The 10,074-nt window shown below is 52.5% G+C and carries 7 protein-coding genes; 4 read left to right on the top strand and 3 right to left on the bottom strand.

Annotation, left to right across the window (positions count from 1 at the left end; translation table 11 throughout):
* Window positions 1-268 precede the first annotated feature (268 nt).
* A complete protein-coding gene (locus GJJ30_RS18475) occupies window positions 269-1,795 on the bottom strand; it encodes a right-handed parallel beta-helix repeat-containing protein (protein ID WP_154176660.1) in 1,527 nt (508 codons plus the stop codon).
* A gap of 283 nt (window positions 1,796-2,078) precedes the next feature.
* Here GJJ30_RS18475 and GJJ30_RS18470 point away from each other — a divergent pair, with 283 nt between their 5' ends.
* From GJJ30_RS18470 to GJJ30_RS18455, 4 genes are all read left to right on the top strand, one after another.
* Window positions 2,079-3,083 carry an NAD(P)/FAD-dependent oxidoreductase gene (locus GJJ30_RS18470; RefSeq protein ID WP_154176659.1) on the top strand — a complete coding sequence of 335 codons (1,005 nt, stop codon included), beginning with the start codon at window positions 2,079-2,081 and terminating at the stop codon, window positions 3,081-3,083.
* Window positions 3,084-3,181: 98 nt separating this feature from the next.
* Window positions 3,182-3,496 (top strand): 2Fe-2S iron-sulfur cluster-binding protein, encoded by a 315-nt coding sequence (locus tag GJJ30_RS18465; RefSeq protein WP_154176658.1) that lies wholly within the window; start codon window positions 3,182-3,184, stop codon window positions 3,494-3,496.
* A gap of 302 nt (window positions 3,497-3,798) precedes the next feature.
* A complete protein-coding gene (locus GJJ30_RS18460) occupies window positions 3,799-6,966 on the top strand; it encodes a sensor histidine kinase (protein ID WP_229313230.1) in 3,168 nt (1,055 codons plus the stop codon).
* A 78-nt stretch (window positions 6,967-7,044) separates the two neighbouring features.
* On the top strand, window positions 7,045-9,360 hold the full coding sequence (locus tag GJJ30_RS18455) for a glycoside hydrolase family 20 protein (protein ID WP_154176657.1): 2,316 nt from the start codon (window positions 7,045-7,047) through the stop codon (window positions 9,358-9,360).
* Between the two features lie 5 nt (window positions 9,361-9,365).
* Here GJJ30_RS18455 and GJJ30_RS18450 read toward each other — a convergent pair whose 3' ends face one another.
* Together GJJ30_RS18450 and GJJ30_RS18445 are read right to left on the bottom strand one after the other, a co-directional pair.
* On the bottom strand, window positions 9,366-9,776 hold the full coding sequence (locus GJJ30_RS18450; RefSeq protein WP_154176656.1) for a putative toxin-antitoxin system toxin component, PIN family: 411 nt from the start codon (window positions 9,774-9,776) through the stop codon (window positions 9,366-9,368).
* Complete coding sequence (locus GJJ30_RS18445) at window positions 9,773-10,048, bottom strand: DUF8507 family protein (protein ID WP_498071978.1); 276 nt, start codon at window positions 10,046-10,048, stop codon at window positions 9,773-9,775. Before GJJ30_RS18445 ends, GJJ30_RS18450 begins: the two co-directional genes overlap by 4 nt.
* Window positions 10,049-10,074: the final 26 nt, after the last annotated feature.

The following is a 10,074-nucleotide window of genomic DNA, read 5'->3' as shown; positions in this document are numbered from 1 at the left end:
ATCGGTACGCAATTCAAGCTTAGTTGCGTACCGATGGCACGCACTGGATGCCTGGAAGGCCGTTTTTCTACAAACATCAGACCCCTAAGGGGCCAAAAATCTCATAGTTTTCGTTAAAATAAATGTCAACTATAAAAATGTTTCAAAGCCCGCACTTTACCATTTTACAGTCATCATTCTCCATTTATCATTAAAAAAACAGCCCGGCACTAGCAGTACCGGGCTGTAAGTATTATCCCTAAACCCTTAATCTCAAAGTCTTTAATTTTTATTTTTCCAGCAGGACGTTGTCCTGAGCGTTGGATTTGAACGTGTTGGTGGTCGAGGCATCGGCGTTCAGTTTCGAGCTGTAACTTACGAAAATTCCGTAACCGCCACTATTCGAGATCGTTGTATTTTTGATGGACAGGTTGCCGCCGTACAGGGCCAGATTCGCTTTTTTGCCCGAAACGATTGCCAGACTACCGCCGTTGCTAATTTCTGCATTTTCAATGACATTTCGCGAGTTGACCGAATAAATCATCAGCCCTTTCCAGGTCGCGCCCGTCCGGTCGGCACCGGTGAACGTTACTTTATCGGTCGCGGTCCCTTTGGCAATCAGATAGCCTTTGGAGTTGATCATCATCACCACATCGCGGGCGCCTTCAATCGTTACACCGGGGCTCAGCGTCAGGCCGCATTCGACCGCAAAATCACCCGTCAAACGGTACGGCGTTTTGTCTTTGAAACCGCCCCAGGTAATGTCGCTGCCTTCCCGCAGGTAATAGCCTTTGATTTCGACCACGTTCCGGCCATTTTCACCCGTGAAAACCGAAGCCGCATCCAGTTTATCGACGTTGGCGGGGTCTACAACGATTCCGGCTTCGGTATTTTTTGTAAAGGTGTTGGCCGCAAATTCGCGCAGCAGGCTACCTTCCTGCACCAGCAGGCCGTAACCATCATTTTGCGAGAACAGGCTGTTCTTCAGGGCGATTTGCGCTTTTCCACCGCCGAATAACGCCATCCCGGCTTTGGTCGAGCTGATGATGGTCCGGCTTCCGGCGTGCATCACTTCAATGTTTTCCAGGACGTTGGCGTTACTGCCCGAATAAATCATGATGCCGACCCAGTAACCTTTGGTTTTTTCGACACCAATGAAGCGGATTTTCTTGTCCGCCGTTCCTTTGGCGATGATCAGTCCACCGCCGTCGTTGATATCGAAGCGCGTATCCCGTTCGAAGGCAATCACCACGCCGGGGTTGATGGTCAGTTCGCTGGTGACAGCCAGGCTTTTCGGAACAATATAATCCGCGTAATCCGGGTTGGAAATGCGGTCGGTCAGTACGGTTTTTACCGTGATATTTTTGTCGAGCACGACTGGCTGTGCGACGGAAGCGGCAATTTTAACCTTATCCTTACTGCTTCCGTTTGCGTTCGAAACGGTCAGTTCCAGCTCATAATCACCAACTTCGTCCGGTACGAACGTGGGTTTGGCGGTGGTGGCGGAGGTGACAGCCGCCGTACTTTTGGCCGGTTTGGTAGCAATGGTCCATTGGTATGTCAACGGAGCTCCTTTGGTATCGACGGAGGCACTGCCGTCCAGTTTAACGGTTTCGCCCACCTGCACTTCCTGATCCGCACCGGCATTGGCCGTCAGCGTGTTCGTCGGATTGGTTGGTTCAACTTCGTCTTTTTTACAACCTGTGACCAGAAACGTAGCCGAAAGAAGAATGGCAAAGGCGCGCTTGGTAAATACGGTATTCACCCACGCAGGATTTTTCGCTAACTGAATAGCGGAAGGAATACGTTTTTTCATGTTTTGATGTTGTTTACTGTTTGTGTAAGTAGTGTTCAACTATGGTTACAAAATTGGGGTATTCCGACGGTTCAGTCTGTCGCATTTTCCGACAAAAAAGAGGCTTTATGCGCCAACCCGTGACCATTGACTCAGTCGGACCAGGAAACCGATTCTCTATTACCTGTGATTATGGTATATTCTGATTTGTCATACATTTTGTTATAGTCATTTGTGGTGTAGCGCCTACCTTTGCCGCATCAGTTCGGGGATTAACCCATCGAACACAACAAATACAAGGACCATGATCACAACAGACATATGCATTATTGGCGCGGGCCCCGTCGGGCTATTTGCGGTTTTTGAAGCCGGTTTACTGAAAATGCGCTGCCACCTGATCGATGCGCTGCCGCAGGTGGGCGGGCAGTTATCCGAGATTTATCCGCAGAAGCCGATTTATGACATTCCCGGTTTTCCGGCCGTCAATGCGCAGGAACTGGTGGATAATCTGATGGAACAGATTGCGCCGTTTCATCCGACGTTCACGCTGGGCGAGCGCGTGGAAAACCTGGAGCGCCAGGCCGACGGGTCGTTTTGCATTACGACCAACGAACAAACTCGGGTGCATTGCCAGGTGGTTGTCATTGCCGGTGGGCTGGGCTGTTTTGAACCCCGAAAACCGGAGATTGAAGGACTGGAAGCCTTTGAAGGAAAGGGCGTTGCGTACATGATCAAAAACCCGGAGCAACTGCGCGACCGTCGGGTGGTGCTGGCGGGCGGGGGCGATTCGGCCCTCGACTGGACGGTTTTTCTGGCCAATATAGCTAAAGAAGTGACGCTCATTCACCGCAGCGACAGTTTCCGGGGCGCGCCCGATTCGGCCGAAAAAGTGTTCGAACTGGCCCGGGAAGGCCGAATCAACCTGATTCTGCAATCGAACATCAGCCGGGTTTCCGGAAATGGACATTTGCAGGAAATTACGGTGACGGCCAAAGACAAAACCGTGACGAATCTAGCCACCGACCACCTGATTCCGCTTTTTGGCCTGACGCCCAAACTCGGGCCCATCGCCGACTGGGGCCTTCAGATCGACAAGGCCGCCATCGAGGTTGACACGACCGATTATTCCACGAACGTGGAACGGATATACGCCATCGGCGACATCAACACCTATCCCGGCAAACTGAAACTGATTTTGTGCGGTTTTCACGAAGCCGCCCTGATGTGCCAAAGCGCCTTCAAATACGTCTATCCAAGCCAGAAATTAAGTTTCAAATACACCACCGTTAACGGAATTCCAGTTTTTTAACAGACAAAAGATGCGAGACAAGAGAGTAGAGATTTGAACTGCTGGCTATTCGCCTTTTTTAATCTCTTGTCTCTTGTCTAAACTCTCACTTCTATACCATGATCCACATCACAATTGAAGACCAGCACGGTGATCAGCAGCCGATTGAAATTCCGGAAGGCATTAGCCTGAGCCTGATGGAAGTGCTGAAAGCATCCGATTACCCCATTCTGGCGACCTGCGGGGGCATGGCTCTGTGTGCAACCTGTCACGTTCGTGTGCTGGAAGGTGCCGAACATCTCCCACCCATGAACGATGCGGAAGGGACTATGCTGGACACGCTGCCCGATGCCGATTCCGATAGTCGGCTGGCCTGCCAGTTGCGCGTCGATGAGACGATCAACGGGGCGGTTTTCCGGCTGGCGGTTAATTAATCGCTGGTAAAGTGTCCCTGTTCGTGCGCCGTTCGCGGTGATTTCCGTCTTGATTTCCACCATCCAGTCGCCCGATTTAACAGACAGCTGAAAAACCGCTGATGATTCCAATGGCGGTTTTTCGGCTGTCTGCGGAATTTGACTTCATCGGTTTACGAAGACCGTTACTATCCTGCGGTACCGTACACACTAAAAGTAACCAAAGCGTTCCCTGATGATTAGTTTTCGTAGTACATTTGCTTCGTTTGAAAAGCGGAAAACGAACGAGCGGTTTCGGCACCTACTTCCTCTGCATTTGTTCAATGATTACCGAACGACGCCCGGCGTTGCTGTTGATAATATGGCTGTTGTGTACACAGGTACAGGTGTTGGCTCAATCGCCCACGCTGTCGTTTCAGCGATTGACGCTGCGCATGGGGCTGGCCACCAACTTCACGTCGGCCATTACGCAGGATGATCTGGGTTTTATCTGGATTGCCACGGTTAATGGCGTCACGCGTTTCGACGGCCTGCGCTGCATCAATTACGGCCCCCAAACCGGTAATCCGCAGTCGCTCTCGCACCGTATCACCCGCTGTATTTTCAAATCCCGGGACGGTATTTTGTGGGTTGGCGCCCAGAAAGGGCTGAACCGCATCAATCCGAAAACCCAGGAAATCAAGCGGTTTTATTTTACGGAGCTGGGCGAGGGCTGCAATTTTGTCCGCACAGCCGCCCAAACGCCCGACGGTTTGCTGTGGTTTGGCACCAACAACGGAGTCGTCACCTTCAATCCGGCTACCGAAAAAGCCAGTCTCCTGACCATCCCATCCGATTCTGCCGACCGGCCAACGGCCAGTTCCATCCGGCAAATCGTGGTCGATGGCTCCACCCTCTGGATCGGCACGCAGGCGGGTCTTTATTCCTACAACCGGCAAACGAAACAGTTCCGGACGTTTCGCCATAACGAATCCGTACCAACCTCACTGCCTGATGATTATGTATTGTCGATAGCCCGGCATCCGCGTTCGGGCGACATTTACGTGGGCACCCGTCAGGGGCGTGTGGCTATTCTGAATCCGGTGACCGGTCAGTTCCGGCGCATGCCGATTGATGTGGGCCGGGGGATTACGTCGATCCTGATTACCAAAAATGAGAATCTGTGGATCAGTACGGCCGGGGAGGGGTTGTTTCGGTACGATGCGCCCAAAAACCGGTTTCTGGGGTACAAAAACGACGAAAACAACCCCCGCAGCCTGGTATCCAATTCGCTGAAAACCCTGTTTGAAGACCAGTCCGGCATCATCTGGATTGGCTCCGACGACGCGGGTCTGAGCTGGTTCAACCCCAAAATCGACAAGTTCCGTTCCCTCTTCGACGACGTTGGATATCACCCCGCTTCGACGCTGGGGAAGGATGCGGCCTCGCTTTCGTTCGACGAAAAAGACCGGCTCTGGATTGCAACCCGCGACGGCTTGACGATGATCGATCCCGCTAAACAATCCTACCGGCTGTATCGGCACGATCCAAACAATCCCAAAACGATTGGCAATAATCTTACCTACAGCGTTTTAGCCGAAAAAACCGGCAAAGTCTGGGTCGGCCATTTAACCGGCGTGAGTCGGCTGGACACCAGCACGCACCTCTTTGAGCAAATTCCCTGTTTGCCCGCCCCGGACGACCTCGACAATTATCCGCCCTTCAATCCCAAACGGCGCAATTTTGTGGCCGGAAGTCAGGTTTTCAGCGTGATTCAGCACCGCGATGGCCGGGTTTTTATCGGTACCAATGAGAAACTGACCATTTATAATCCCAGGACCAACACGTTTCTGAATCAGTTCAACGACGAACGCATTCGGAAACTGCCCGGCAAAAACTACAACACGATGTACCTCGACCGCTTCAACAACCTGTGGGTAGGCGGTTTAGGACCGGTTTTCAAAATCAGTCCCGATTTGAAACTGCTGGACACGTACGTCCATAAAGAGGAGGACCTGCACAGTTTGCCGGACGAAGGCATCACGGATTTTGCCGAAGACGAAACCGGTAAATTGTGGATTAGCTCCGACAATGGCCTGGGTCGGCTTGATGAAGCCACTAAAAAATTCGATGTTTTTACTACGCGACACGGTTTACCCAACAGTGACATTGCGGGTCTGCGACTGACCGGCGACACACTCTGGGTCAGCACTTCCAACGGGGTAGCCGTGACCGACATCAAGCAGTTGCGGTTTGTCCCGTTCGACGAAGCCGACGGATTGCCCACCTCCGAATTTGAGTCAGGATCGAGCGAGCGCGACGGTAAAAGGCGGCTTTATTTCGGGGCCATGCGCGACCTGGTCTATATTCAGCCCGGCAAAATCCGCATCAACCGCTTTGTGCCGCCGGTGTATCTGACCTCGTTTAAAGTCAACGGACGTGAATTGTTACGCAACCTCTCGGCTACTCCGCCGGACATCGTGCTCGACCACGACCAGAATCAGTTCAGCTTCGAAATGGCCGCGCTTAATTTCGACAATCCCGGCGCTAACCGCTACGCGTACCGGCTCGAAGGCTCCGAAGAAAAGTGGAACCAGACTGGCACCCGGCCCTTTGCCAGTTACACCAACGTGCCGTCCGGCGATTACGTGCTGCATGTCATTGCGGCCAATAATGACAACATCTGGAACCGGGAAGGCTATCGGCTGCGGATTACGATCCGGACGCCGTTCTGGGAAACGTGGTGGTTCCGGATTGCCGCCCTGGGCGCCCTGATTGCTTCGGTAGCTTTCGTCGTCCAGTGGCGAAACCGGCGCGTGGCGAAGGAGCAGCAGGAGAAAAGCGAGCTGCGCGAACGCATTGCGATGTCGGAAATGAAAGCGTTGCGCTCGCAGATGAACCCCCATTTTCTGTATAATTCGCTGAACGCCGTGCGGCTTTTTGTGTTGCAGAACGACAGCGACAATGCGGATAAATACCTCGTCAAGTTTGCGCGGCTGATGCGGCTCATTCTCGGCAATTCGCGGCAGGAATGGGTGCCGCTGGGCAGCGAAACCGAGCAGCTTCAACTGTATCTGGAACTGGAGCAATTGCGGTTTAACCACAAATTCGACTTTTCGATTGAAGCCGATCCGTCGCTTGATCAGGAGCGGGTTTCCATTCCGCCGATGATCATTCAGCCCTATATCGAAAACGCGATTCTGCACGGAATTGCCCACAAAAAAAGCCGGGGCTTTATTCGGGTCTGCATCAAACCCGTCGGCGAACAGCTCGAATGCATGGTCGACGACGACGGTGTGGGTCGGCAAAAAGCCGCTGCGCTCAAACGGAGTTCGGCTACCTCGCACCAGAGCGTGGGGCTGAAAGTAACCGAAGAGCGGCTGTTACTGATTCAACAGCGAAGCGGAAAGGAAGCCGGCGTAACGATGATCGACAAAATGGACGATGACCACGAACCCGCCGGAACGCGGGTGGTCATTCGGGTTCCGTTGACGCTTCAGGAGCCGGTTTAAGCCGTTTGCTATGAATCTGGAAGCGTTCCGTGCATTTTTGCCTACCTTTGATTTTTGCCAACCACCGTACTTTTTTGCATGAAACGACTCGTTGCCTTCCTGTTGTGCCTGACTGTTTCTTTTTCCCTGAGTGCCCAATCCGATAACGCCTACAATTTGCTCCCCTTTCCCGCCCAGTTTGCGGGGAAAGACGGCCATTTTACCGTTTCGGCGGCAACGCGAATCGTTATTAACGCCAAAGATGCAGGGCAGCGGGCAACTGCCCAAACGCTGGCCAGTCAACTAAAAACCGCCAGCGGCTATCCGTTGGCCGTAGCTCCGGCATCGCCCGCGCTGGTGAAAGGCAAACATATTGTTTTTCAGGCGCATAAAGCCGGGAAATGCGGCCCGGAAGGCTATATCCTGAACGTTTCGCCCGACCGGGTTGTGGTGGAGGCCGAAACGCCGAAGGGTTATTTTTACGCCGTCCAGACCTTGCTCCAGCTCCTGCCGACGGCGGTTTTCAGTCCCACGAAGGTTGATATTGTGGTTTGGAAAATCCCGGCCTGCCAGATTCTCGACCGGCCGCGCTACGGCTATCGGGGTCTGATGCTCGATGTGGGACGGAATTTCATGCCGGTTTCGTTCGTCAAGCGGTTTATCGATCTGATGGCGATGCATAAATTCAACACCTTTCATTGGCATTTAACCGACGATCAGGGCTGGCGGATTGAGATCAGGAAATACCCCAAACTGACGCAAATTGGCTCGAAACGGAAGGAAACCGTCGTCGGTCACAACGCTGAAAATTATCCGTTCAAATACGACGGAAAAGAATACGGCGGTTTTTATACGCAGGCCCAGATCACGGAGGTGGTTCGGTATGCGGCCGCCCGGCACATCACTATTATTCCGGAAATTGAAATGCCGGGCCACGCGCTGGCGGCTCTGGCGTCCTATCCCGAATTTTCGTGCGACCCATCGAAAAAATACGAGGTGGCTACGCGTTGGGGTATTTTCAAGGATGTGTATTGTCCGAGTGAGCTGACGTTCACGTTTTTACAGAACGTTCTGACGGAAGTGATGGCGTTATTTCCCGGAAAATACATTCATATTGGCGGGGACGAATGCCCGAAAGACGCCTGGAAAGCCAGCGCGTTTTGTCAGGATCTGATCAAAAAACTGAAGCTCAAGGACGAGCACGAATTGCAGAGTTACTTTATTCAGCGCATCGAAAAGTTTGTCAATTCGAAAGGCCGGGCCATTATTGGCTGGGACGAAATTCTGGAAGGCGGTTTAGCACCCAACGCGACGGTGATGAGCTGGCGCGGCACCGAGGGCGGTATTGAAGCCGCCAAGCAAAAGCACAACGTCGTGATGACGCCCGGCGATTTCTGCTACCTGGATCAGTATCAGGGCAATCCGGCGCAGGAACCGCTGGCCGGGGGCGGTTTTCTGCCGATCGAAAAAGTATACAGCTACGAGCCTACGCCAACCGAACTATCGCCCGAACAGCAGAAATACATTCTGGGCGTGCAGGGAAACGTCTGGACGGAATACATTCCGACGACCCAGCATGTCGAATACATGGTGTATCCGCGGGCGTCGGCGCTGGCCGAAATCGGCTGGATTCCGCAGGGACCGCGCAACTTTGAGGATTTTGCGGTTCGGCTGAAAGAACACCTGAAGCGGCTTTCGTACCTGAACGTCAATTATTCCAAACGGCTGCTCGACATCCGGGCCGTTACGCAGTTTACCGACGCCGACCAGTTGCAGGTTCGGCTGGAAAAACTCGATTCCGACAGCAAGATTTATTACACCACCAACGGTAAGCAGCCCACCACATCCTCGACGGAATACTTCACGCCGATTGCGCTGAAAAAAACGACGACCGTCAAGGCCATCACCACTGCGGGGGCCAAATTTGAGGAAACGTTTTACATCCACCGGGCGAAAGGTAAATCGTATACCTACGCGAACGCAGCCGCCGAAAAGTCCGATCCGAACAGGAAAAAACTGACCGACGGGCAGGTGGCGCAAAGTCCGCGCAACAAATCGGAATGGGTGAGCGTTTCGGGCGAAGACCTGGAAGTAACGATCGATCTGGGCGAAGTCCGGCCCGTTACGAAGGTTTCTGCCAACTTCCTGAAGCGGATTTCCTACAACGATTTTCCGCCGACTTCCGTCGAAATCGGCCTGTCGCAGGACGGAAATACCTACAAAGATGCGGTGAGTCAGCCCGTCAACTATGCGCTGGAAGGCTCGTGGGGCATGTTGCCGGTGGTCGCCGATTTCAAAACCGCCCGGGCGCGGTACGTGCGGATCAAGGCCAAAAACGCCGGGCCAGCGCCAGCCGGTTCTCCCCGCGAAGGCCTGCCAACGTCGGTATCCGTGGATGAGGTAGTGGTGGAATAAGCCCTTTATTGTTGATAAAGGATAGCAAAGAACTCCTTTGGGGTAATCGGACTGATTCGGGGAAACGGGATCTTTTTCAGGATGTCAAAATGATGATCAAACGTTATGATGTAATCCGCCTGACAAGCTACTGCGCAATCCACAAACTTGTTGTCGTCCTGATCCGCTTCAATCAAATTCCAGAAATAAGTAGGGGTTACCAGAATTGCATTTTGGCTGTTTAATAACCCTTCCGTGACGTTATGAGCGAGATTTATGTTGAAGTACGACTGGAGATGTTCCTCATATTCAGCCAGAATATCGGTAGTGATGCCAAACTCAAATTCACGGTTTCGTAATGCATCGAAAAGCCAGCGATAGGGCGACTTTTTACTGATGGATGCCGACAAACAATTTGAGTCGATAATGACAATCATTTCTCCGTTTGCCGATAAGGAGTCCGGCGGTGTTTGTGGGCCATCTTCTCAAAATCGTCGGGGGTATATTTTTTTTGAGTTTCAATTTCGTCCGCTTCCTGATCAACGAGCCGGAAAAAATAATCAGCAATCAACTGCTTGATTTCCCGTTCCTGTTCCTCACTTAACTCCCGATCAAAGGTCCTCAGCATATGAAGCTGTAACGGACTTAGTTTCCCAGTCGATAAAGCGGACTGTTCCAAAGGAGCGTTTTTAGAATCGACAGTAGCCATAATCCTTTATTTATAGTTAAAGATAC

The organism is Larkinella terrae (assembly GCF_009668025.1).
In the GTDB taxonomy this organism is placed as follows: domain Bacteria; phylum Bacteroidota; class Bacteroidia; order Cytophagales; family Spirosomataceae; genus Larkinella; species Larkinella terrae.
This window is presented reverse-complemented; position numbering and strand designations above follow the sequence as displayed.